The organism is Deinococcus humi (assembly GCF_014201875.1).
Lineage (GTDB): Bacteria > Deinococcota > Deinococci > Deinococcales > Deinococcaceae > Deinococcus > Deinococcus humi.
In genome coordinates this window covers 554,019-576,143 of the sequence record NZ_JACHFL010000001.1, presented here as the reverse complement: position 1 = coordinate 576,143, position 22,125 = coordinate 554,019, and the positions used below count along the sequence as shown (strand labels likewise).

Annotated in this window: 16 protein-coding genes and 2 tRNA genes; 11 read left to right on the top strand and 7 right to left on the bottom strand. The window is 66.1% G+C overall.

Annotated features, from left to right (window positions below):
* Positions 1–77: 77 nt before the first annotated feature.
* Both HNQ08_RS02945 and HNQ08_RS02940 read right to left on the bottom strand, forming a co-directional pair.
* Positions 78–154: transfer RNA gene (locus HNQ08_RS02945), tRNA-Ile, on the bottom strand.
* A gap of 160 nt (positions 155–314) precedes the next feature.
* A tRNA-Glu gene (locus HNQ08_RS02940) sits at positions 315–389 on the bottom strand.
* Between the two features lie 183 nt (positions 390–572).
* Between HNQ08_RS02940 and HNQ08_RS02935 the strand changes: the two genes are divergently transcribed.
* Complete coding sequence (locus HNQ08_RS02935; protein ID WP_184127579.1) at positions 573–2,006, top strand: phosphoglucomutase/phosphomannomutase family protein; 1,434 nt, start codon at positions 573–575, stop codon at positions 2,004–2,006.
* Between the two features lie 280 nt (positions 2,007–2,286).
* On the opposite strand, the gene HNQ08_RS02930 is transcribed toward HNQ08_RS02935, so the two are convergent.
* Complete coding sequence (locus tag HNQ08_RS02930; RefSeq protein ID WP_184127578.1) at positions 2,287–3,231, bottom strand: type I phosphomannose isomerase catalytic subunit; 945 nt, start codon at positions 3,229–3,231, stop codon at positions 2,287–2,289.
* Between the two features lie 69 nt (positions 3,232–3,300).
* A complete protein-coding gene (gene lpdA / locus HNQ08_RS02925) occupies positions 3,301–4,707 on the bottom strand; it encodes a dihydrolipoyl dehydrogenase (protein ID WP_184127577.1) in 1,407 nt (468 codons plus the stop codon).
* Between the two features lie 92 nt (positions 4,708–4,799).
* Between lpdA and HNQ08_RS02920 the strand changes: the two genes are divergently transcribed.
* The 4 genes from HNQ08_RS02920 (at position 4,800) to accC (ending at position 8,779) form a co-directional block, all read left to right on the top strand.
* Positions 4,800–5,831, top strand: coding sequence for a M42 family metallopeptidase (locus tag HNQ08_RS02920; protein ID WP_184127576.1), 1,032 nt, complete (start codon positions 4,800–4,802; stop codon positions 5,829–5,831).
* A gap of 147 nt (positions 5,832–5,978) precedes the next feature.
* Entirely contained in the window at positions 5,979–6,683 is a 705-nt protein-coding gene (locus tag HNQ08_RS02915; protein ID WP_184127575.1) for an IclR family transcriptional regulator, read from the top strand.
* Positions 6,684–6,904: 221 nt separating this feature from the next.
* Complete coding sequence (accB, locus tag HNQ08_RS02910) at positions 6,905–7,432, top strand: acetyl-CoA carboxylase biotin carboxyl carrier protein (RefSeq protein WP_184127574.1); 528 nt, start codon at positions 6,905–6,907, stop codon at positions 7,430–7,432.
* 9 nt (positions 7,433–7,441) lie between these two features.
* Positions 7,442–8,779 (top strand): acetyl-CoA carboxylase biotin carboxylase subunit, encoded by a 1,338-nt coding sequence (gene accC / locus HNQ08_RS02905; protein ID WP_184127573.1) that lies wholly within the window; start codon positions 7,442–7,444, stop codon positions 8,777–8,779.
* 114 nt (positions 8,780–8,893) lie between these two features.
* Here accC and HNQ08_RS02900 read toward each other — a convergent pair whose 3' ends face one another.
* Together HNQ08_RS02900 and HNQ08_RS02895 are read right to left on the bottom strand one after the other, a co-directional pair.
* Positions 8,894–10,264, bottom strand: coding sequence for a S41 family peptidase (locus HNQ08_RS02900; RefSeq protein ID WP_342355673.1), 1,371 nt, complete (start codon positions 10,262–10,264; stop codon positions 8,894–8,896).
* A 168-nt stretch (positions 10,265–10,432) separates the two neighbouring features.
* Positions 10,433–11,518 carry a M20/M25/M40 family metallo-hydrolase gene (locus tag HNQ08_RS02895; RefSeq protein ID WP_184127572.1) on the bottom strand — a complete coding sequence of 362 codons (1,086 nt, stop codon included), beginning with the start codon at positions 11,516–11,518 and terminating at the stop codon, positions 10,433–10,435.
* Positions 11,519–11,851: 333 nt separating this feature from the next.
* On the opposite strand from HNQ08_RS02895, the gene HNQ08_RS02890 reads away from it, so the two are divergent.
* The 4 genes from HNQ08_RS02890 to HNQ08_RS02875 all read left to right on the top strand — a co-directional run bounded on the left by HNQ08_RS02890 (position 11,852) and on the right by HNQ08_RS02875 (position 18,497).
* Positions 11,852–13,030: an exonuclease SbcCD subunit D gene (locus tag HNQ08_RS02890; RefSeq protein WP_184127571.1), complete on the top strand. Its 1,179-nt coding sequence runs from the start codon at positions 11,852–11,854 to the stop codon at positions 13,028–13,030.
* A gap of 61 nt (positions 13,031–13,091) precedes the next feature.
* Positions 13,092–15,827, top strand: coding sequence for an AAA family ATPase (locus HNQ08_RS02885; protein WP_184127570.1), 2,736 nt, complete (start codon positions 13,092–13,094; stop codon positions 15,825–15,827).
* Between the two features lie 218 nt (positions 15,828–16,045).
* Positions 16,046–18,217, top strand: a complete 2,172-nt coding sequence (locus HNQ08_RS02880) for a protein kinase domain-containing protein (protein WP_184127569.1) — start codon at positions 16,046–16,048, stop codon at positions 18,215–18,217.
* A gap of 1 nt (position 18,218) precedes the next feature.
* Positions 18,219–18,497, top strand: a complete 279-nt coding sequence (locus HNQ08_RS02875) for a glutaredoxin family protein (RefSeq protein WP_425321330.1) — start codon at positions 18,219–18,221, stop codon at positions 18,495–18,497.
* A gap of 24 nt (positions 18,498–18,521) precedes the next feature.
* Here the strand turns inward: HNQ08_RS02875 and HNQ08_RS02870 are convergent, their stop codons facing one another.
* Entirely contained in the window at positions 18,522–19,550 is a 1,029-nt protein-coding gene (locus tag HNQ08_RS02870; RefSeq protein ID WP_229789624.1) for a DHH family phosphoesterase, read from the bottom strand.
* 269 nt (positions 19,551–19,819) lie between these two features.
* On the opposite strand from HNQ08_RS02870, the gene HNQ08_RS02865 reads away from it, so the two are divergent.
* Both HNQ08_RS02865 and aceA read left to right on the top strand, forming a co-directional pair.
* The gene (locus HNQ08_RS02865; protein ID WP_184127566.1) at positions 19,820–20,455 is read left to right on the top strand and encodes an HAD family hydrolase; all 636 of its coding nucleotides are present in this window, start codon (positions 19,820–19,822) and stop codon (positions 20,453–20,455) included.
* A 266-nt stretch (positions 20,456–20,721) separates the two neighbouring features.
* Positions 20,722–22,047: an isocitrate lyase gene (gene aceA, locus HNQ08_RS02860; protein WP_184127565.1), complete on the top strand. Its 1,326-nt coding sequence runs from the start codon at positions 20,722–20,724 to the stop codon at positions 22,045–22,047.
* Positions 22,048–22,125 lie beyond the last annotated feature (78 nt).

The window sequence follows — 22,125 nt, the reverse complement described above, 5'->3', positions numbered from 1 at the left end:
CTTCGCAGACGTTTTCCAGGGTTCGCGCTGAACTCCTAAAACGAAAAACCCCGTATTAGACGGGGTTCTCTATTCTTTGGTGCGGATGCCCAGACTTGAACTGGGGACCTCACGCTTATCAGGCGTGCGCTCTAACCAGCTGAGCTACACCCGCGCACCACTTGCTTTCGCACGTCCGTGACCGGACAGGCGGCAGTCACTGTAGCAAGGGGGCGGCGGGGTGTCAATGCGCCTTAGAGACCTACAAGGTGTAACCGCCATACTAGGCGCGCACCACACAACGCAAAAACCCCCGCCGAGGCGGAGGCTTGAGTTGGTGACCCCAACGGGATTCGAACCCGTATCGCTACCTTGAAAGGGTAGTGTCCTAACCGTTAGACGATGGGGCCACACCCTCAGCATTCACTTTTTTCAGTGTGTCCGCCGCCCTTTCAAGGGGTGCTTTTCAGCACGGCGAGAATCATAGCCCAGCCCAGGTGATACGTCAATGGGGCCAGCGCCGCCTTCAGACGCTGCCGCTGCCTGAATCCTGTCAGGCCCGTCCTGATACGCTGTCGGGCGGAGACTTCTGCATGCCCATCAAATTCGGAACAGACGGCTGGCGCGACATTATCGCCGAGGAATTCACCTACGCGAACGTGCGGCGGGTGGCCCGCGCACATGCCCAGGCGCTGCGCCAGGGGGGCGGCACATCGGTGGTGGTGGGCCACGACACCCGCTTTCAGGGGGCTGGCTTCGCCCAGGTGGTGGCCGACACGATGGCCGAAGCCGGGCTGAACGTGTGGCTGGCCACCGAGTACCTGCCCACCCCAGCGCTATCCTTTGCGGTGCTCCATCACGGCGCGGCGGGCGGCGTGATGGTCACGGCCAGTCACAACCCTCCCCAGTACAGCGGCTACAAACTCAAAGGCCACTATGGCGGCAGCGCCACCCCAGCCCTGGTGGCCCAGGTGGAGGCAGCCCTGGACGCGCCCGAGCCCTACAACGGGCCGCGCGGCACGGTCCAGCCGCTGGACATCCAGCAGGCGTATTACGAGCAGCTGGACCGCCAACTCGATCTGGAGATGCTGCGTGCCTACCGGGGCCGTGTCATTCACGATCCGATGGGCGGCGCAGGATGCGGCTGGCTGACCGGCTACGCCGCCCATGCCGGGCTCCAGCTCGAGCTGAGCGAGTTGCATGGGCGGCCCGATCCCCTGTTCCACGGCGTCAACCCCGAACCCGTTCCGCCCAGTCTGGGCGACCTGATGGCCCTGCTGGCCGGTGAAACTGGGCAGACGCTGGGCGTGGTGACTGACGGTGATGCGGACCGGGTGGGAGCGGTCACGGCGGGTGGCGGGTTCTTCAACAGCCACCAGATCTTCGCCGTGTTGACCGCTCACCTTTACCGCGTGCGTGGCCTGCGCGGGCGAGTGGTCAAGACGGTGTCGGGCAGCCGGGTGATCGAGTTGCTGGCCGGGAAGCTGGGGCTGGAAGTGCTGGAGACGCCGGTGGGCTTCAAGTACATCACCGACGCCTTTCTCGAAGGGCAAGCCGACGAGGACAGGGCCGTACTGATCGGCGGCGAGGAGTCCGGTGGGCTGTCCTCACGTGGGCACATTCCGGAGCGCGACGGCCTGCTGAACAGCCTGCTGATGATCGAGGCGATGGCGGCCAGCGGAAAAAGTCTGCCCGAACTGTTCGCCGACATCGAGGCCGAGGTCGGCTTCCAGCACCACTACGACCGCGCTGACCTGCACCTGAGTGACCGCTTCGACAAGGCCGCGCTACTGGCCGATGCCCAGACCTTTGTGGAGGTGGCGGGCCGGGTGGTGGAAGGTGTCAATACCCGCGACGGCGTGAAGCTGAGCCTCTCGGGCGGTGCATCGGCCATGTTCCGTGCGTCCGGTACCGAGCCAGTGGTGCGCGTCTATGTGGAAGCCCAGAGCGAGGACGATCTACGCGCCATTCTGGACGAGGCCACCCAGCGGGTCTATCGCCATGATCCGGAACATCGGCCCGGCTGAGGCGTCACCTCACGGTGTTGGGATCCCACTGCCTGACCCGCGTGTTGACGGCGCCGCCTCTATCTGTGTAGAGGCGGCCACGTTACGCAGGCGTGAATAGGAAAGGTTCTGCCGCCTCAAAGGCCTCAGATCTGGCTGACTTCCAGCGTGATGAGGGCTGGAACCCGCTCACTCGCATGAGGGACAGCGAGGAAAAATCGAGGATACCTTCAGGGAGAACATGGTCATACACGGCTCCATCGCGGTCTACCTCGAAAGCTGAGGTGTGCACAACCTCATCTCACTCCGGGAGGCTGGAGCGCAACATCTCAAAACTGCCCGAGAGGCGGTAGGCCCCGACGGCGGCGGGCAGTAACAGAGACTCGAACTGGCCCAGCGTGTGTTGTTCACCGTTCACTTCCACCCGAGCCTCGCCTTCAGTCACGGTCAGGACGTGGAAGGTCTGCCCAGCAGTGTCACCCGTCAGGGTGCTGGCCCGGTTGGTCAACCGCTCCAGCACAAAATAGTCACAACGGGTCAGTTCCTGTACGGCCTCCCCGGCGGGTGGCAGGGGAGAGGTGGGGGCGGGCCAGGGCCGGGCCACCGCCGCGCTCTGGGACAGGTGCAGGGCGCGGCCAGCGGTGGCAGGGCGATCCCAGTCGTAGATGCGGTAGGTCAGGTCACTGGTCTGCTGAACCTCGTACAGGAAGACCCCTGGCCCCAGCGCATGCACCGTGCCCGCAGGAATCATGAAGGTGTCACCGGCGTGAACAGGCGTGTAGGCGACATGGTCCATGGCCTTCCCGGCCAGGATCGCCTCGCTCAGGGTATCCTGCGACGTGTTGTCGCGGATGCCCGCGATGATCTGCGCACCATCGTCAGCGGCCAGAAGGTGCCAGGCCTCGGTCTTGCCGAGAAAGCCCTCGCCCTCCAGTTCACGGGCCTGTGCGTCGTCCGGGTGAACCTGTACGCTCAGCCACTCGGCGCAGTCCAGCAGTTTGATCAGCAGTGGAAAGCGGCCCGAGGTGGCGCGGTGCCCCAGTAACTCTTTCGGAAACTGTGCGGAGAGTTCAGCCAGCGTCTGCCCGGCATGTGGGCCGCCTGACACGTGGTTGTCCTCGCCCACCACCCACGCCTCGCCGATCTTGCGGTCGTTGCTGCCGTCAGGGATCAGCCGTGTGCCACCCCAGACGCGCTCGACCAGTCTGGATTCCAGCGGCAGGGGAGAGCTGAGTTTGTGAGTCATGGCCGCATCATAGGAGAAGGGGGCCAGCCCACGCGGCCTGACCCCCCTTCCCTTAACGCTTCCCTCAATTTACATGTGCAGCGCGCGTTTGTCGGCGGCCAGCGCCGCTTCCTTGACCACCTCGCTCAGGGTGGGGTGGGCGTGGATGGTGCGGGCCAGATCCTCGCTGCTGCCGCCAAACTCCATGATCGCCACCGTCTCGCCGATCAGCTCAGACACGTTAGGGCCAACCATGTGGACCCCCAGCAGCTTGTCGGTCTCGGCGTCGGCCACCACTTTCACGAAGCCGCGCGGGTCATTGTGGCCCAGCGCGCGGCCGTTGGCACTGAAGGGGAATTGTCCAGTCTTGACCTTGAGGCCTGCATCCTTGGCGCCCTTCTCGGTCAGGCCCGCCCAGGCGATCTCGGGTGAGGTGTAAATCACCCAGGGAATCACGTCGTAATTGACGTGTCCGGCCTGCCCGGCGAGCTGTTCGGCCAGCGCCACCCCCTCTTCCTCGGCCTTGTGCGCCAGCATCGCGCCGCCGATCACGTCACCGATGGCGTAGATGCCCCTCAGGTTGGTGCGGTAATGGCTGTCGACCTTGACGTAGCCGCGCTCGTCCAGCGCCAGTCCCACCGCGTCCGCGCCCAGGCCCGCCGTGTGCGGCACGCGCCCGATGCTTACGATCAGCTTGTCGAACTGCGCCGTGACCTCCTGATCCTTCTCGGTGTAGGTCACGCTCACGCCCGCGTCACTCTGCTCGACCTTGGTGATGTTGACGCCGAAGTGGAAGTCCAGGCCCTGTTTCTTGAATTGCTTGAGCGCTTCCTTGGATACGGCATCGTCGGCGGCCATCAGAAAGCCGGGCAAGGCTTCCAGAATGGTCACGTCCGCGCCCAGCCGCCGCCACACGCTGCCCAGTTCCACGCCGATCACGCCCGCGCCGATCACGCCCAGCTTGCTGGGAACTTCCGTGAATGTCAGCGCGCCACTGTTCTCCACCACATGCCCGCCGAAGGGGGCCAGCGGAAGTTGACGGGGGCTGCTGCCCGTCGCCACGATCACGTTCTTTGCCTTCACTTCGGTTCCGGCAGCATCGACGATCCATTCCTCGCCGTCCTGGCGCAGCAGTTTGCCCAGGCCCGAGATGGAGGTGATCTTGTTCTTTTTGAACAGGTAGGCGATCCCGCCGGTGAGCTTGTCCACCACGCCGGTCTTGCGCGACAGCATCTTGTCCAGGTCCATCTTCAGGCCAGCTACCGTGATGCCGTGATCGGCGGCGTCGTGCCCGATCATCTCGAATTTTTCAGAGGAATCCAGCAGCGCCTTGCTGGGGATGCAGCCCACGTTCAGACAGGTGCCGCCCAGGCTGGGTTTGCCGTCGCGCGTGAAATCGTCCACGCAGGCGGTTTTGAAGCCCAGTTGCGCCGCACGAATGGCGGCCACGTAACCCGCCGGGCCGCCGCCGATGACCAACACGTCATAAGAATCCATATCGCCCCTGAGCGTAGCACCGCCCGCGAAAACGGATGGTGGCGCGTTCCTGCCCTGGAGACAGTTGATTCCTATCCGCCATAGTGAGGGGCATGAACCCTGAATTCGAGCTGGCTTACACCCTGGATGTTCTTGTGCGCCTGCTGGACACCCCCAGCCCCACCGGCTTCACGGACGCCGCCGTCGCGCTGATCGACAAGGAGGTCCGGGCACTGGGCATCACGCCGCAGCGCACCCGCAAGGGCGCCCTGACCTGGGAGGTGCCGGGAACGGGCGAGGGCCACGTGACCTTCAGTGGCCACACCGACACCCTGGGCGCGATGGTCAAGGGCATCAAGCCGGGTGGCCGCCTGCTGCTGTCCATGCTGGGCGGCTACGACTGGGCCACCGTGGAGGGCGAGGACGTGCGCGTGCATACCCAGAGTGGACGTGTCATCACCGGTACGGTGGTCAACATCCGCCAGAGCACCCACGTTCACGGCGCGGCCCTGCGTGACCTGAAGCGCGAGGCCGCCGTGATGGAGGTGCGGCTGGACGAGCAGACGACCAGCGCCGCCGAGACCCGCGCCCTGGGCGTCGGCGTGGGCGATTTCGTGAGCTTCGACGCGCGGCCCCGCGTCACGGGCGCCGGGTACATCAAATCGCGCCACCTGGACAACAAGGCGGCGGTGGCGATCTTCCTGGCCGTGACCCGCGCATTGGTTAATACCCCCCCCTCAAAGACGGTGGCCTTTCACGTCACCACCTATGAGGAGGTCGGCCACGGGGCGGCCACCGGCATTCCCACCCACACCGACGAACTGATCGCTGTGGACATGGCGGCGGTGGGCGAGGGCCAGACCAGCAGCGAGCACTGCGTCACCCTGTGCGTCGCGGACAGCGGCGGTCCCTACGATCACGCGCTGGGCAATCGGCTGCGGGCGGCAGCGGCCTCTGCGGGTCTGGATCTGCGTGTAGACCTCTACCCCTTCTATTCCTCGGACGGTACGGCGGCGTGGCGGGCCGGGGGCGACTACCCGGTGGCGCTGATCGGCCCCGGTGTGGACGCCAGCCACTCCTACGAGCGCATGCACACCGACGCCCTGCGCGACACGGCGGCGCTGATTCTGACCTACCTGAAGTGAAGCGTAGTTGAGGAGGGGCCGGAGCGTGCCTGTCCGGACAGCGCGTGGCGCGGTTCTCCAGGCAGCGCATCACGGCCACCCTCAGCGAGGGGTCAAGCTCCGTGCCCTAGATTTACTTTCTGGCCCTTGTCCGCGTAAGCTGGACGGGTGCTGTCCCTTCAAAAAGCGGCGAACATCCTGTCGGCCTTCAGCGCCGAGCAGCCTGAATGGGGCGTCCGCGCCCTGGCAGCGCACCTGGGCGTGCCCCGCGCCACGGCCCACGCGTACCTGGCGGGGCTGACTGGCGCGGGCTTTCTGCGCCGCACCCCTGTCGGCAAATACCGCTTGTCGTGGCATCTGGCCGAGATGGGCGCGCAACTCACCGCTTCTCTGCCCTGGTTCCCCGATGCCCGCGCGCTGATCACCCGGCTGGCGCTGGAGGTGCGTTCGGTGGCCTTCCTGTGCATTCTGGAGGGCGAGGAGGTTGTTGCGGCGATCCGCGAACGCCACCCGGACGCCGACATCGATCTGCCGCTAGACGTTTACCTGCCCGCCACCTCCACGGCCAGCGGCAAGATTCTGTACGCCCACGCAGACATCACGCCCAAGACGTTTTCCACCTGTACCCAGAGCAGCATCACCACGCTGGACGAGTGGCACACCGAAGTGGCGCGGGTGGGACGGCTGGGCTACGCCTACAGCATCGAGGAATGGATTCCGGGTCAATGCACGTTGGGTGTGCCGTACCACTACGCGGGCGCACTGGTGGCCGCCATCGGTGTGCAGATGAGCGCTGCTCGCTACCTGCGCGAGGAGCGCGCCATCCGCGAGCGGGTGCTGGACATCGTGCGCGAGGCCGAGGGGCTGAACTGACCCGTAATGAAGGACTGCCCAGCGCTGAGGCACTCAGGGAAATCTGAACCGGGTTGAAAATTCCGCCCATCCGGGGACGGAAGCCGCTAAACTCGGCAGGCAGCCAAACGGGCGTTAGGGACGGTAAACATTCCTAACCTCTGACCCGTCATGATGAACCGGCGCAAATCACCGCAGACCCGACTGTCACCACCCAGATGCCAGCACGATAAGGAGGGGCCATGAACCCAGACGACCTGAAACAGATGCTTGATGCCCTCAAAGCCGCCGATGTGCGCGAATTCAGCCTCAAGACCGGCAGCTTCTCGCTGGATCTCAAGCGTGGTCCGCAGGCTATGAGCGGCCCGGCTTTCGCGCCCAGCGCCCCGGCTGTCCCCCAGGCCCAGCCGCAACCCACCTTTGAGACCGCCGAGAGTGCGCCGGCTCCTACCTCTGCCCTTACCCCCGCGTCAGAGACGCCCCAGGCTGCGCCAGCGGCCGCCGTCAGCACCCCTGCGGCGCCTGCAGCGGCCAGCGGTATGCCGGTCAAGGCTCCTATCGTCGGCACCTTCTACGCCAGCAGCAGCCCGGATGCTGCGCCCTACGTCAAGGTGGGCGACACCGTGGCCGCTGGACAGGTGCTGTGCATCATTGAGGCCATGAAGCTGATGAACGAGATCGAGGCTGAGACGGGCGGCGTGGTCCGCGAGATTCTGGTCAAGAACGCCGAGCCGGTGGAATACGGTCAGACGCTCTTCCTGATCGAGTAAGGGCAGGTTATGTTCAAGAAAATTCTGATCGCCAACCGGGGCGAGATTGCCCTGCGCGTTATCCGCACGGCGCGCGAACTGGGCGTCAAGACGGTGGTGGTGTACTCCACCGCCGACGAGAACAGCCTGCCCGTGCTGCTGGCCGACGAGTCCGTGTGCGTAGGGCCGCCCGCCAGCAACGCCTCGTATCTGAATATTCCCAACATCCTTTCGGCGGCCCTGATGACCGGCGCCGAGGGCATCCATCCGGGCTACGGCTTCATGGCCGAGAACCCCGACTTCGCCGAGATGTGCCGCGAGCACGGGCTGGTCTTTATCGGCCCCACCCCGGAGAGCATGCGGGCGCTGGGCTCCAAGGCGGGCGGGCGGGAAATTGCTGCCGCCAGCAACGTGCCCGTCGTTCCTGGCACGGGCATTCTGGAAGACCTTGACGCCGCCATTCTGGCGGCCAAGCAGATCGGCTACCCCGTGCTGCTCAAGGCCAGCGCGGGCGGCGGCGGGCGCGGCCAGAAGGTCATCCGGACCCAGGACGAACTGAAGAAGGGCTTCGATCAGGCCCGCGAGGAAGCGCGGCTGTACTTCAGCGATCCAGACCTGATCATGGAGAAATTCCTTGAAGAGTTCCGGCATGTGGAAGTGCAGGTCATGGGCGACGGCAATGGCCACGTCATCCACATCGGTGAGCGTGACTGCAGCATCCAGCGGCGCAACCAGAAACTGATCGAGGAAGCGCCCAGCACGTTGCCCGACAGCCTGCGCCAGGAGATTCTGGCGGCGGGCGTGCGTCTCGCGCAGCACGTCAACTACGCTGGGGCCGGGACGCTGGAATTCATCGTGGACCGCGACGGCAACTACTACTTCATGGAGATGAACACCCGCATTCAGGTGGAACACTGCGTCTCCGAGATGATCAGCGGCCTGGATCTGGTGCGGATGCAGCTGGAAATCGCCTCCGGCCACGGCCTGAACCTGAAACAGGAGGACGTGGTGCTGCGCGGTCACGCCATCGAGTGCCGCCTGAACGCCGAAGACCCGTCCAAGGATTTCCGCCCCGCCGCGGGCCGTATCGACGACGTGCATTTCGCGGGTGGCCCTGGCGTGCGAGTAGATTCGCACGCTTACACCGGTTACGTGATCCCGCCGCATTACGACAGCCTGATCGGCAAATTGATCGTGCATCACGATAACCGCGCCGAGGCGATTGCCCGCATGAAACGCGCCCTGGAAGAAACTGTGATCCAAGGGCCGAAGACCACCATTCCGCTGTACATCAAGATCATGGACAACCCGTTCTACAAACGCGGCGCGGTCATGACCAACTTCCTCAAGACGCGGATGGACATGTAGGACTGGGTTTCAGATTGTCTCATCAGCGAAAGAGCACCCGCCTGCAGGCGGGTGCTCTTGTCTTTGCGTCAGGCTTTTAAGCAGCTCCAGGAGTGCTTCCCCCTCTCACCCCTCTCAGGGCTGGTTCTGCGTCGGGTCCAGCGTCAGCACCGGGGCCTTGGCCAGCGCCTTCAGGCCATTGGCTAACAGGTCATCCTTGCCCTGGGTCAGGGCACGAATCTGTTCCTCCCCCTGGGCGAAAGTTTGGTCGGGGGTAATGCGGGTGGGGTACGGCGTGCCATCGGGCTTGGCGTAGTTCAGGATGGTCAGTTGCAGCGCGCCCTCGCCCACTTCAAAGATGCGCGTGGCGGTGTTGCCCACTCCGGCGGTGGTCTCACCGATAACCGGGCCGCGCCCGGCGTACTGAATCTCGTAGGCGAAGAACTCGCTGCACGAGGCGCTGCCGGCGTCCACCAGCACCGCCAGTGGGCCGGTCCACAGCTTGGGGTTGCGGACGCTTCCGGCAAGGCGGCCATCTTCCAGACGCGTCCCCCGGCTGACCACGGTGCGGGCGTTGCCGTCCACGCTGCGGGCCACGCGGGTCACGCTGGGCACGAAGGCGCTCACGCCACTGTCGCATTCGTACAGGCTGCCACCGCCATTGCCGCGCAGGTCTACGATCATCCCTGTCGCTCCGTGTCGCTGCGCCTCTCCTACAAGGTCGTGCACCTGCTGCGCCACGCCGCCGCCCGACAGGAAGGTAGGAATCCGGAGCACGGCCACCTCACCCGCCGCCGTGGTGGTACTGGCCGCGCCCGCTGGTGTGCTGGCAGGGACGTAGCTGAGGCGCGGCAGGTCACGGGTGCTGCTCTCGCGGGAGGTCAGGGTGAGCGTCAGATTCGTGCCCTGGCGAGTCAGGCCCAGGGCCGTGGGCTTGCCCCCTTCCTTGGCAACCCTGAGGCCTGCGAAGGTGTAGGGCTTGCCGTCGATGGTCAGCAGCAGGTCGCCGCGCCGCAGGCCCCCTTCCTCGGCGGCGCTGCCCGGCACGATCTCGGTGACCACGCGGTTCTCGCCGTCCAGCCGGGCCAGCTTCACACCAAACTGCAGGCGGTTGCCCCCGCTGGCGCTGGCCGAGAACTCCTTGAAATCCTCAGGCGTCTGGAAGAAGGTGTGCTCGTCGCCCAATGCGGTGACCTCGGCCTGGATCACCGGATACGCCTTGCTCTCGGCGCAGTCGGCAGGGGACGAACTGCACACGGCGTCCAGCCGCTTCTGGTACTCGGCGGCCAGGGCCACGCGGTCCACCGTGGACAGCCCACCGTAGTTGGCCTCGATCAATCCGTTGACCCGGTTGAAGACCAGTTGGGCCGGGGAAGCCACGGTCTGTGCCCCAGTGCCGCTCAGCAGCAGCGCGCTGCCCAGCATCAAGGCGCGTCCCAGGTGGGCCACGAGAGGGCTGCCGGACAGGGCACGGCGCGGGACGGATGAGCGCGCGGTTGGTTTCATAACTGCCCTCCATTCTGCTCTGAACAGATGGGAAAATGGTGGGCTGAAATTGCTGCCAAGGTCACGAAAGCCCGCGCCTGCACGCCAAAAAGCGGGAAAGGCTACAGAGGCGATGGGGGGATTGGGGGAACTGAGGAGGCGGGCGTGTTTGGACCTATCCCTCTGGCTCTATACCACCGGCTGCTGCTGGTAGAGCTCCACCACGCGGCGCAGGAACTTCAGACCCGGTTCCAGGCTGCTGGTCTGCACCCATTCGTCCAGGCGGTGCGCGTTGCCGCCGCGGTAGACGCCGATGGCGACGGCAGGCAGGCCGTGGGGGGCGGCGGCGTTGGCATCGGTGCTGCTGGAGGCCGTCCTCAGTTCCGTCCTGATCTCGCGGGCCGCCTCACGGATGGCCGGCAGCAGGGCCGCGCTGTGCAGGTCGCCGCCGGGACGGTCGCCCACCTGCTCGATTTGCACGCTCACTCCTGCTTCGCGCGCCGCCGTGTGCAGCGCCGAAACCGCGCGGCGGTCCAGTTTGCCCAGCACCTCAGGATCCAGCGAACGCAGATCCAGCAGCAGCTCGGCGCTGGCCGCAATGGAATTGACGCTGGTGCCGCCCGAGGCCACCCCCACATTCAGGGTGGTGCGCGGCGTGGAGGGCAGCGGGAGAGCGTACAGCCCGCTGATGGCCCGCCCCAGCGCGTGCAGGGCGCTGGGGGCCTGATCTCCCCAGGAGTGCCCCCCCGGCCCCACGAAGGTAGCCCGGTAGCGCCGTACCCCCACCCCACGAGTGACCGCGATGCCCAGGTAGCCGTCCACTGCGATAAATGCCCCCAGCGCGGCGCGGTGCTGGGAGATCAGGAACTTGCTGCCGCGCAGATCGCCCAGCCCTTCCTCGCCCACGTTGGCCGCCACCCACAGTGGACGGCGCAGCACGCCAGTCTGACCGCGCAGATCACGCAGCAGCGCCGTCAGGACGGCCAGGCTGGCGCTGTTGTCGCCCACCCCTGGCCCGATCAGGCGCCCGCTGTCCTCACGCACGGTCACGTCAGTCCCGGCCTCGAACACGGTGTCCAGGTGCGACGCCAGCAGCAGGGCGGGGTGGCCCTCGGTGGCGGGTGGGGCAATGCGGGTCAGCACATTGCCCACCGCGTCGATCTCGCAGGGATAGCCCAGCTCCCGCCACAGCTCCGCGATCAGCTCGGCCCGCTGCCCCTCCTGGAATGTGGGCGCAGGCGTCTGCGCGATGCGCGCCAGATAGTCAAGAGGCATTGCGAAGAATTCTAGCGGCTGGCTGGGAAAGGAAATAGCAGGGCATTCAACAGGTATTTAGGTTTGGCTGAAGGTGGGGCCGAAGTCTGCACGGGCTTGCAGCGTTGAAAACAAGCCTGGGGCCCTCACCCTCTCAGGCGTTCGCAAATCCTGGGAGTGGCCGTTGAGGCGCAGGTTGACTCTCTGGCCGGGTCATTGGGGCACGGCAACGTGGTGGGCGGTAGGGCGAGGGCGCGTCTGGCCCTGCCCAACCCCACAAAAGCTGAAAAAGTGCGGTTCCGAAAGAGTGATCTCACGGCTGCGCTTCACTGCCCCGTGCTAGATTTTTCTGTGATGCGCGTACTTCATACCGCTGATTTCCATGCGGGCCGCAACCTGCGTGGTTATGACCGGACTCCCGAGATCCATCAGGCCTTAACCGAGATTGCCGCGCTGGCCCGCAGCGAGCGCGCCGACGCCGTGCTGGTGTCCGGCGATCTCTTCGACACGGCCAACCCTTCGGCAGACGCCGAGGCCGCTGTCTTCGACTTTTTCCTGCGTCTGCGTGACGCCGGGATTCCGGGCATCGTGATCGCCGGGAACCACGACAGTTCCGCGCGGCTGGAATCGGTGACGGGACTGCTGGGCTGGGTGGGCATTCAGGCTGTGGCACAGCCCAGCAGCAACCCCCAGGACATGGTGCGGACCATTGAGACGAGGGGTGGCGAGTCCCTGACCGTGGGCGCCCTGCCCTACCTGTCCGAGCGGCGGCTGGTCAAGGCCGCGGACCTGCTGGGCGGGGACACTGGGGCGTGGCGGCAGAAGTACCGCGAGGGAATGGGCTTCTTTTTACGCCGTCTGGGCGAAGGTTTCCGTGCGGGCAGCGTCAACATGCTGATGGCCCACGCGACCATGGACGGCGCAGTGCCCAGCGGCTCCGAGCGCACGCTGCAGTTCGATCTGACCAACGCCTACACCCTGTCTGGACTGCAACTGCCGCCCGGCGCACAGTACGTGGCGCTGGGGCATATCCACAAGCCACAGCAGGTCTCAGACGCCCCGCTGGCGTGCTACCCCGGCAGCATCATCCAGCTGGACTTCGGCGAGGGCGGCGAGAAGAAGCAGGTCAACCTGATCGAGGTGGAGGCTGGGCGTCCCGCCCGTGTCCACACTCTGCCACTGGCGAGTGGGCGCGAGTTGAAGACCCTGCGCGCCGATCTGGACAACGTGGAGACCCGGATCAAGGCCCTGAAGGGTTTCGACGGCCTGTTGAAGGTGGTGGTGCGTGCCCCCAGTGGAACCGCCCTGCCGGGGCTCAAGGATCGGGTGCTGAAGCTGGCCCCCAACACCCTGGCGGTAGACCTGGAAGCCACCCAGGAAGACCTGGCCCTGCCCGAACGGAAACGCGAGGGCCTGAGCCTGACCCAGCTGTACGAGCAGTACTACCGCGAGCGGCGCGGCGAACTGCCTGACGATCTACGCGCCGCCTTCAAGGAAGCGGACGAGGCGGCACGGACGGAGGAAGTGGCGTGAGGCTCTGGCAGATGCTCTCCTGCGCCTATCATTTCATGATCTGTCTCTCAGAGACCGGTCTATGAAGCCGCTCCGCTTGGAAGTTCAGGGCTTCACCGCCTTTCGACAGTTCACCGAGCTGGACTTTGGAGACCTCGAACTGTTCGCCCTGGTGGGGCCGACGGGCAGCGGCAAATCCAGCCTGCTGGACGCCATGACCTTCGCCCTGTACGGGCAGACGGCGCGGCTGGGCGCGGCGGGACTGGACGCGCTGATCTCGCAGGGCGAGCGTGGCCTGAGCGTGGGGCTGACTTTCGAGGTAGGCGGCACGACGTACCGCGCCTCGCGCACCAAGGGCCGCCGGCAGGCCGAAAACGAGGTGCGCTTCGAGCGCCGCGACCCGGACGGGCGCTGGGCCAACCTCAGCGACGGCGGCATGAAGGGGGTCAACGAGCGCATTCGCACAGCGGTGGGGCTCGATTTCAAGACGTTTGCCCGCAGCGTGATGCTGCCGCAGGGAGAGTTCGCCCGGCTGCTTCATGGCACGGGCAAGGAGCGACAGGCGCTCCTGGGTGAACTGACTGGGCTTGAGCACGTCGCCGCCATGCAGCGCGTTGCCTCTGACCGTGCCAAAGAACTCAGGCACCGTGTGAGCAGCCTGAACAGCGTGCTGGAAAACGAATATGCTGGAGTGACGCTGGAGGCCGTGACGGCCCTGCGCGCCGAACGCGAGCGCACCGACGCCGAGGCCGAGAGCCTGCGGGACCGCCTGGAAGCCCTGCAAAACAGCCTGGTGCGCCTGCGCGAGATCGAGAAGGTCTGGAAGGCGCGCGAGGACACAAGCCGCCGCCTGGGGGCGCTGGACGCGCGCGCCGCTGGGGTGCAGGCTGGTGCCGCCCGCGCCGCCCGCGCCCGCCGCGTGGCTGGAGTGCTGCCGCTGCTGGACGCCGCCGAACGCGCCCGGATTGCCGCCGAGCGCGAGGCTCGGGCCCTGACCGTTGCACAGGAGGCTGCGGCCCAGGCGGCGCGCGCTGCCGGAGCTGCTCAGATGGGTCTGGAGGCGGCCCAGCAGGCTGAGGCGGGCATCCCCGAACTGGAAGCCCGCGCCGACAAACTCCGCGAGGCTGAGGCCGACACCGCACGTCTCAAGCGCTCCGGCGGCACTCCGCAGACCACGCACCCACAGCCGCTGCCCTGGGATGAGGACGCCTTTCTGGTGGCCCGCGCGGGGGCGGAGAAGGCCGAGAAGAATCGTCAGGAACGGGTGCAACTCGAGGCCGAGCGGCTGGGCCTGCACTCGGCGCTGAGCCGCTTCGGAGCGGAGCAGACTGTACAGACACAGGAAACGGCGGAGCTGGAGCGGGTCAAGCGCGACGGCCAGACTGCCAAGGCCGATCTGGAAGCCGCGCAGAAAGCGCTGGAAGAGGCGAGATTGACCTCGGGCCTGGCCGCGTACCGCACGCACCTGCATGTGGGCGACGACTGCCCGCTGTGCCTGCAGGAGGTTCGTCGGTTGCCCGACGCCCCCCACGCCGATCTGGGTGCAGCGCAGGACCGCGTCAAGGCGCTGAGCGCCGCCCTGGATGAGCGCCGTAGCCGCTTCAGCGATCTGCGCGCTGCCCTCAAGGCCCGCGAGACGTGGCTGGCCGACAAGGAAGCCGAGAACCGCAACTGGCAGGAAGCCATCGACCAGCGCGAGAAGGATCTCCGAGCCGCCGAAGCGCTGATCACGGGCGATCCCCAGACGGAAGCCCTGCGCCTGCTGGCTGGCCTGGCAGAGCGGGTGCGTGCGGCGGGAGTGGACCCCGCCGGAAAACGTCGCCAGCTGCTCAACGATGTCACCGTCCTGCGCAGGCGTGTGCAGGAGGCAGGCGCGGCGCTGTCTCGCGCGGCGGGCGAGCTGGCGGCGGCAAATGCCACCCTGGCGGCGGCACAGAAGACGGCTGCGGGCCGCGAGGCGGACGCTCAGGAAGCCCAGACCGCGCTGGAGGCCGCTCTTTCCACACTGGGTATGGACGCCGCCCAGGCCCGCGCCGCCGCGTTGCCCGAAAGCGATATCGCCGCCCTGGAGGAGGCCGCGCGCACCCAGGCTGCCCAACGGGCGCAACTGGCCGAGGCGTTCGCCGAGCTGGAACGGCAGCTGGGTGCGGCCCCCTTCGATCCGGCCCAGCTGTCACAGGTGGGGCGTGACCTGACCGCCACCGACGCCGCCCTGTCCGCTGCCCGCGAGCGCGCTGGCAGTCTGGCGGAGCAGGAACGCGCCGGACGCGAACGTCTGGCCCGCAAGGCCGAGATCGAGACCCAGGCCGCCGACGCCGCCCGTACCTTCGACACCTGGCAGACGCTGACCAACTCCCTGAAAGCCAACGAGTTCCAGCAGTTTCTGCTGGCCGAGGTGGAGGCCCAGCTGCTGACCCGTGCGGGCCTGCTGCTGCACGAGATCAGCGACGGGCGTTACCGGCTGGCTCTCGCAGACGGCGACTACGTGGTGCAGGACCTGTGGAACGCGGGCGAGGTGCGCGGCGTCAAGACCCTGTCGGGGGGCGAGACGTTTCTGGCGTCTCTGTCGCTGGCGATTGCCCTGAGCGACTATCTGGCAGGCAACAAGATACTGGGCGCGCTGTTTCTGGACGAGGGCTTCGGCACCCTGGACCCGCAGGCCCTGGAGGCCGTGGCCAACGCCCTGGAGAGCCTGCGAACCCAGGGCCGGATGGTGGGCATCGTGACCCACGTGGAAAGCCTGTCCGAGCGCCTGCCCAGCCGCCTGCTGGTGACCAAGAGCGTGGCCGGAAGCAGCGTGCAGCGGCTGGATCTGTAGGGGCTGTCAAACGTGGGCCCGCCTCAGGATTGGCGGTGTCTCCGGTCCCGCCCGCCGCCGCACCGCCTTCCCCTGTGGTCCCATAACGGGGAACATCTGAAGTTCAGTCCTGATTCTTGTGTTGCGTCTTGTAAGTGTGGCGCAAGGGTTGGGCCTGTATAACTGGGGCAGATGACCCTGCTCTGCCTGTCGCCCGTTTCCAGCCGAGGTCAGCGCCGATGACCGTTCTGCTGCTGGGCGCCCTGTTCGTGGTGGGCCTGCTGCTGCTGGTTCGCTTTCCAGAACGTGCCCTGAGCGTCCTGGCAGGCGTGCTGGCACTGGCGTTGGTCGCCACGCTGGTGGTCCTGGCGCTGGGGGGGACAGTCCAGGGAACCTCATGGCTCAGGGCGCTGGACCGCGCCCAGGGAGCGCTGGCTGTGCTGGCGGTGATCCTGACCGGGGGCCTCATCTCCCTGGCCCAGGGAGCGGGCTTGCCCGCCCAGCCTGCGCGCCGCAAGGAGATCAACCTGCCTGCGGCGGGCAAGCCCGCACGGCCAGTCCGCTCCCCCACACCCAGTCTGACGCGCCGCAGCACGCTGTCGTCGACCAAGTCGGACCTCAAGTTCCAGGATTACGAGGTGATGGACCGCATCGGCATCGGCGGGATGGGCAGCGTCTACCGTGCGCGCCGCAACAGTGACGGGCGCATCGTGGCCCTCAAGGTGCCGCAAGAGAAGTACCTGGCCGACGCCAAATTCGTCAAACGCTTCTACCGCGAGGCTGAGGTGCTCAAGCGTTTCAGCCATCCCAACATCGTGCGCGTCTACGACTACCGCATGCAGGACCCCGAACATTACATCGCCATGGAATTTCTGGATGGCGAGAGCCTGGAGACCCTGCTTGAGGACCGCAGCCTTGCCTTCACCGACTCGGTGCAGATTCTGCGCGCGCTGGCTGACGCGCTGCGCCACATTCACATGCAGAACGTGGTTCACCGCGACATCAAGCCTGGCAACGTCATGATGCTCAAGAACGCTTTTCACGACGGGCAATTGCGAGAGGGCGGCGTCAAGCTGATGGACTTCGGGATCGCGGTGGGCAAGGTCCTGACCCGCCTGACCATGACCGGCGCGCGGGTGGGCACCCCGATCTACATGGCCCCCGAGCAGGCCAAGGGCAACCGCGTGGACGCTCGCAGCGACGTGTACTCGCTGGGTCTGCTGGCGTACGAGATGGTCAGCGGTCAAACCGCGTTCCGGGGCAGCTATGAGGCTGTGGTGCATCAGCAGGTGTTCGAGGCTCCCAAGCCGCCCAAGCAGGTGCGGCTGGAAGTGCCGGGCCGTCTCAATGACCTGATCCTGAATATGATCGAGAAGGACCCGGCGCAGCGCCCCACCCTGGATGAGGTGATCACCCGGCTCGATGCGGGCGTGCTGAGCGACGAGGTCTTCAGCGATCCCCTGGCCCTGGCCCTGAGCGTTCAGGAAAAACGCGGCACTGTGCGTCTGCTGGACCTGCACGGCAAGCTGCGCGCCAGCCTGTGCGATCAGGGCAGCGCGGCGCAGGGGCTGCCCAGCGTCCCCAATGCCCTGGCCGGCGACCCGGACGGCAACCTGTACATCACCCTGCAGGAATACCGCCAGGGCAAGTCGGGCGCGCTGGTCCGCAAGCTCGACCCACAGGGCCGCGAGCTCCTGAGCTTCGGTCCCTACGGCCTGGGCGAGGGCGAACTGCTGCAACCGCTGGACATCGCGTTCACGCAGGGCCACGTGTATGTGCTGGACGGCGAGGCGCATCATATTGTCGTCTACAACAGCTCGGGACAGTTCGTCCGGCGCTTCGGTGGGCGTGGGCAGGGCCTGGGCCGTTTCGACAGGCCGCGCCGCATGGTGGCCTCGCCGGACGGCCACCTCTTCGTGCTGGATACCGGCAACAATGAGGTTCAGCGCTTCACGGCGCAGGGGGATTACCTCAGCCGCTACGCCTTCCGGCTGGACCGCCACAGCGAGAGCCTGCGCACCCTCGAGGGCCTGGGCGTGGACCGGCACGGCGCGGTGTACATCGTGGACGGTGTGGCCCGCAAACTCCGCAAGATTGAGGCCGACGGCACACCGGGCGTGACCTTTGCCCTCGACACGCTGGTGGGGGAACCCACCGAGGCGCCGTGGCTGATCAGCGTGGGGCCGGAGGGACAGATCTATGCTGTGCGTCAGGGCGGGCAGGTGCTGCGAACCATCTCCAGCGCGGGCGATCCTATCTCCAGCCGGGACATGTACGCTCCGGTGCAGGCCATGACGCTGCTGGACCGCCCGCAGACCGGTGCGGCCCCGCCTGTTGTGGGCCGGACAATCGCCGAAAAGCTCGCCGCCGAGAAATCAATCACAGACAAGACGGCCGCCGCCAGCCTCTGAGGTGCCCTTGACTCCGCTTCCCGTTCTGACGCTCTACACCCGTCTGGGCTGTCACCTGTGCGAGCAGGCGCAGGCCAACCTGACCCGGCTGGAATTCCGGGTTCAGGTGCTGGACGTGGATTTACGTCCAGAGTGGCAGCAACGCTACGGTCACGACGTGCCGGTGCTGACCCTGGATGACCGGGTGCTGGCGCGCGGCGTCCTGAGCCCGGGGCGTCTGAGCATGATCAAGGTGCAACTCCTCCGCGCTGCGGAACACTCCCGCCCCTCTGGGGGCTGACGCCGGATGATCCCCGCACTGAGGTCAGGTGCGGTCGGCCATGTCCCGGGCCGGTCCGTCCACCCGCGCGAGCTCGGCCCCAATCGCGTCTTCCAGGCGGCGGCGCACCGCCGGATACGGTTCGCTCAGGCTGGCGCCGGAGGCCAGGACGTGACCGCCGCCGCCCAGCGCCACCGCCACATTCTGCGCGCTCACCTCGCCGCGTGAACGCAGCGACAGCTTGATCCGTTCGCCAAAGTCCTTGATCATCACGGCGAGTTCTGCCCCCTCGGAGTTGCGCAGCAAGCCGACGTAGTTTTCCACGTCCTCCCAGCTGGCCCCGGCCCGCGTCAGCATGGCCTCGTCCACGCGCGCCACCACCACCCGTCCGCCGCGCAGAAATTCCATGGTGTCCAGCACCTCGCGCAGCAGCAGGTAGTAGGCGCGCGGGTTCTGGCCCATGGAATCGTTGATCCATCCCAGCCGCGCGCCGCGTTCCAGCAACTGGGCGGCGCACACGAACGTCTGCGGCGTGACGCTGTTGAATCTGAAACTGCCCGTGTCCGTGATCAGGCCCAGCATCAGCGGCGTGGCGATTTTCTCAGTCCAGGTGATGCCCAGCTCGGTCAACACGTCGGCCACGATCATCACCGCCGCCGGCAGGGCCGGATCGACCACCCCCGCGGTGGCCCGCCGCTGGTTGGTGCCGTGGTGGTCGAGATTGATCACCTCGCCCCCGAATTGCCGCAGATCCGCCCCTGCCACCCGGTCCGGATCGTTGTTGTCCACGTCCACCACCACGGCCAGCGCACCGGCTGGCCACTCTGCCAGCGGACCGCTGGTCTCGCCGGGACCGGGCAGGAAACGCAGATAGCGTGGCACATCCATCGGGGCGATTACCGTCTTGCCCAGGTTCCGCAGCGCCCGCGTCAGCCCCAGCAGGCTGCCCAGGGCGTCACCGTCAGGATTCTCATGTGAAAGGACGACCACCGGCCCCTCGTGGGCACGCAGCAGGGCCGCCACTTGCCTGACCTCCTGCCAGTATTGATGGTTATCCCCATTAGAAACGTTCACCCTCAAACTATAACGGCTGCCGGTTAGAGAAAGCCCTGACCTCCAGTGATGCATAGGACCCCTGGTTAAGCTCCGCAGCCAATCAGGACGAACCCAACAGATGACTTTTTGAGAAATCTACCGTGTGTATAAATATATGATGTCACTGCATAGCGCCCAAATTGATCTCATATGACAAGTCCGGCGTGGTGGTGTCCTCATCTCTGGGGCGCGCTCCGGTCTGAACAGCGTGACCTCACGGGGGAAGCCTGTGCGCCACAATTGGACTCATGCTTTCTGTTGCTCCGGCCCCCCGGCACGTCGCCTTCGACTGGGGCGGTGTCTTTACCGTCGGCACTTTCGACGGGCGCAGCACCCAGAATGTGGCCGAGCGCAGCGGTGTGCCGGTGGAGCGCGTCCGGGACAGCTACTTTCGCCACGTCCGTCAGCTGGAGGTGGGGGCCTGGACGCTGCCCCACTTCTGGACCGTGATGCAGAGCGAAGCCGGCCTGGAGCTGCCTTATACCGAGTTTGAGGCGATCTACCTGGGCAGCATCGCCGATCACGTGCCGATGTACGCCACACTGGCCGCCCTGCCTGAAGGCGTGCGCGTGGGGCTGCTGAGCAACAATTATCCGGTGGTCAGCGATCATCTGCGCCACGACCCGCGCTTCGCCCGCTTCGACGCTCTGGTGTTCAGCAACGAGCTGGGGCACAAGAAGCCCGCGCCCGAAGCTTTTGCGGCTCTGGAGGCGGCCATGGAACGTCCGGCTGCCCAGACCGCCTTCGTGGACGACATTCAGGAGAATATTGACGCCGCCAACGCTGCCGGTTTCCACGGCATCCTGTACCACCACGAGGCGCATGACGCATTCGAGCGGCAGTTGGCCGCGTGGCTGGGGGGCACAGAAAGTTCTGACAGCTGAGAGGCCGTCCTGTAGTGACTCACCGTAGCCCTCTCTGATCAGGGAGGGCTTTGTTCATGGTGGGTGGCTTCCGGCCCATTGACCGGAGGCCGTGCCAGGTGGTTTACCTGCACCGGTGGTTTACCCCACTGCGCCGCAGGTAAACCGCCCCTCAAGCATGCCTGCCTCCCGCACACTGTTTGCACAGCACCACCGGGAACCTTCCCAGCCTGTTACCTCGCCCGCAAGGGATGAGGACCGCCCGCCACACCTTCAGGAGATCCGACATGACCCAGCCCCAGCAGACCCACAGCCCGCGCACCCCCGCCGAGATTCTGGAAAAAACCTGGCAGACCGAGGACCGCTGGAAGGGCATCAAGCGGAATTACGGGGCAGAGGAGGTCGTCAAGCTCCGCGGCAGCCTGCCCATCGAGTTCACCCTGGCGCGTCACGGTGCGAACAAGCTGTGGCGGCTGATGAAGGACGAGCCGTTCGTGAATGCGCTGGGTGCCCTGACCGGCAACCAGGCCATGCAGCAGGTCAAGGCGGGCCTCAAGGCGATCTACCTGAGCGGCTGGCAGGTGGCCGGGGACGCCAACAACGCCGGGCAGATGTACCCGGATCAAAGCCTGTACCCCGCTTCCTCTGTGCCGGACGTCGTCAAGCGCATCAACAACACCCTGCGTCGCGCAGACCAGATCCAGACCAGCGAGGGTAGAGGAGACATCGATTACTTTGCGCCCATCGTGGCCGACGCCGAGGCCGGTTTCGGCGGCCCCCTGAATGCCTTCGAGCTGATGAAGGCCATGATTGAGGCCGGGGCAGCCGGGGTGCACTTCGAGGATCAGCTGGCCTCCGAGAAGAAGTGCGGGCACCTAGGGGGCAAGGTGCTGGTGCCCACAGGGCAGTTCATCCGCACGCTGAACGCCGCGCGCCTGGCGGCCGACGTGAGCGGCGTGCCCACCGTGCTGATCGCCCGCACCGACGCCGACGCCGCCAATCTGCTCACCAGCGACATCGACGACAACGACAAGCCCTTTTGCACCGGGGAGCGCACCCCCGAAGGCTTCTACTTCGTCAGACCTGGGATCGATCAGGCGATCGCGCGCGCCCTGGCGTACGCTCCCTACGCCGACGTGTTGTGGTGCGAGACGTCCGTGCCGAACCTGGAAGACGCCCGCAAATTTGCCGAGGCCATTCACGCCCACTTTCCGGGCAAGCTGCTGGCGTACAATTGCTCACCGTCCTTCAACTGGAAACAGAATCTGGATGACGAGACGATTGCCCGGTTCCAGGTGGAGCTGGGCCGGATGGGCTACAAGTTTCAGTTCATCACGCTGGCCGGCTTCCACAGCCTTAATCATGCGATGTTCGAACTGGCCCACGGCTATGCCCGCAACCAGATGGTCAGTTTCGTGGAGTTGCAGGAGAAGGAGTTCGCGGCCCAGGAGCGCGGCTTCACGGCGGTCAAGCACCAGCGCGAGGTGGGGACCGGCTATTTCGACGCGGTGTCCAACGCTGCCGCCGGGGGCCAGAGCAGCACCAACGCCCTGGCCGGCAGCACCGAGGCCCAGCAGTTCGGACAACGCGAGCTCGTGGGCGCACACGACTGAAGTTCAGAACCCGAGCTCAGAGGAAGGGGAGCCGTTGCACGGGCTTCCCTTTTTCCTGTGTCTGAACCTGACTGGCCT

Bases quoted from the DNA above. Each gene is read 5' to 3' on its own strand.
- HNQ08_RS02935 (WP_184127579.1), top strand. From the start codon at position 573: ATGCCCATCAAATTCGGAACAGACGGCTGGCGCGACATTATCGCCGAG.
- HNQ08_RS02930 (WP_184127578.1), bottom strand. From the start codon at position 3,231: ATGACTCACAAACTCAGCTCTCCCCTGCCGCTGGAATCCAGACTGGTC.
- lpdA (WP_184127577.1), bottom strand. From the start codon at position 4,707: ATGGATTCTTATGACGTGTTGGTCATCGGCGGCGGCCCGGCGGGTTAC.
- HNQ08_RS02920 (WP_184127576.1), top strand. From the start codon at position 4,800: ATGAACCCTGAATTCGAGCTGGCTTACACCCTGGATGTTCTTGTGCGC.
- accB (WP_184127574.1), top strand. From the start codon at position 6,905: ATGAACCCAGACGACCTGAAACAGATGCTTGATGCCCTCAAAGCCGCC.
- accC (WP_184127573.1), top strand. From the start codon at position 7,442: ATGTTCAAGAAAATTCTGATCGCCAACCGGGGCGAGATTGCCCTGCGC.
- HNQ08_RS02900 (WP_342355673.1), bottom strand. From the start codon at position 10,264: ATGAAACCAACCGCGCGCTCATCCGTCCCGCGCCGTGCCCTGTCCGGC.
- HNQ08_RS02895 (WP_184127572.1), bottom strand. From the start codon at position 11,518: ATGCCTCTTGACTATCTGGCGCGCATCGCGCAGACGCCTGCGCCCACA.
- HNQ08_RS02890 (WP_184127571.1), top strand. From the start codon at position 11,852: ATGCGCGTACTTCATACCGCTGATTTCCATGCGGGCCGCAACCTGCGT.
- HNQ08_RS02885 (WP_184127570.1), top strand. From the start codon at position 13,092: ATGAAGCCGCTCCGCTTGGAAGTTCAGGGCTTCACCGCCTTTCGACAG.
- HNQ08_RS02880 (WP_184127569.1), top strand. From the start codon at position 16,046: ATGACCGTTCTGCTGCTGGGCGCCCTGTTCGTGGTGGGCCTGCTGCTG.
- HNQ08_RS02865 (WP_184127566.1), top strand. From the start codon at position 19,820: ATGCTTTCTGTTGCTCCGGCCCCCCGGCACGTCGCCTTCGACTGGGGC.
- aceA (WP_184127565.1), top strand. From the start codon at position 20,722: ATGACCCAGCCCCAGCAGACCCACAGCCCGCGCACCCCCGCCGAGATT.